The organism is Mycobacterium sp. 141, assembly GCF_000382405.1.
Classification (GTDB): domain Bacteria; phylum Actinomycetota; class Actinomycetes; order Mycobacteriales; family Mycobacteriaceae; genus Mycobacterium.
In genome coordinates this window covers 1-1,005 of the sequence record NZ_KB908290.1, presented here as the reverse complement: position 1 = coordinate 1,005, position 1,005 = coordinate 1, and the positions used below count along the sequence as shown (strand labels likewise).

Genomic DNA, 1,005 nt, shown 5'->3' with positions numbered 1-1,005 from the left:
ACTCTGGCGCCGGTGATGTCCGTGACCGGGGTCGGTTCGGCGGGCATGCCGTCGAAGTACGGAGGCTTGCGCACATAGGTCGACTTGGCGTCCCAGTCGAACGTCTTACCGGCCGGTGTCGGCAGGTTCTGCCAGCGTTCGTCGCCCTTGAACACGTCGGCGTAGTTCTTGGTGAACATCTCCTCGTTGATCGCCGAGGCAATGGTGTCGGAGATGTCTTTGGGGGAGGGCCAGATGTCTTTCAAATAGACGTCTCGACCTTCACTGTCGATGCCGAGCGGGTCGGTGGCGAAGTCGAAGTCCATGGTGCCGGCCAGCGCGTAGGCGATCACCAGCGGCGGGGAGGCCAGGTAGTTCATCTTGACGTCGGGAGAGATGCGGCCTTCGAAGTTGCGGTTGCCCGACAGCACGGCGGTGACGGTCAGGTCGTTGTCGTTGATGGCCTGGGAGATCTCGTCGGGCAGCGGGCCGCTGTTGCCGATGCATGTGGTGCAGCCGTAGCCCACCAGATAGAAGCCCAGCTTCTCCAGGTACGGCCACAACCGAGCCTTGTCGTAGTAGTCGCTGACGACCTGCGAACCCGGCGCCATCGAGGTCTTGACCCACGGCTTGGTGGCCAGGCCTTTTTCGACGGCTTTTTTGGCGAGCAGCGCCGCGCCGAGCATGACCGACGGGTTGGAGGTGTTGGTGCACGACGTGATCGCGGCGATCGCCACTGCGCCGTGGTCGAGCACGAATTCGCCCCGCTCCTCGGAGCGGACCTTAACCGGCTTGCTGGGTCGGCCCTCCGAGCCATTGGCGGCGGATTGGACGTCGAGGGCGCCGTCGTCGGCGAAGGACAACGAGACCGGGTCGCTGGCCGGGAAGGACTCCTCGACAGCCTCGTCGAGCTTGGTCTCCGGAGCGGGGTGGTGTTCTTCGACGTAGTTGTGGATGTCTTTGCGGAAGGCGTTTTTGGCGTCGGAGAGTTCGATGCGGTCTTGGGGGCGTTTGGGTCCGGCGATC

The 1,005-nt window shown here is 63.9% G+C and carries 1 protein-coding gene; it reads right to left on the bottom strand.

Features of this window, described 5'->3' with window-relative positions; genetic code table 11:
• A partial coding sequence (locus H276_RS0122335; protein WP_019973497.1) for an aconitase family protein occupies nucleotides 1–1,005 on the bottom strand: 1,005 nt, incomplete at both ends.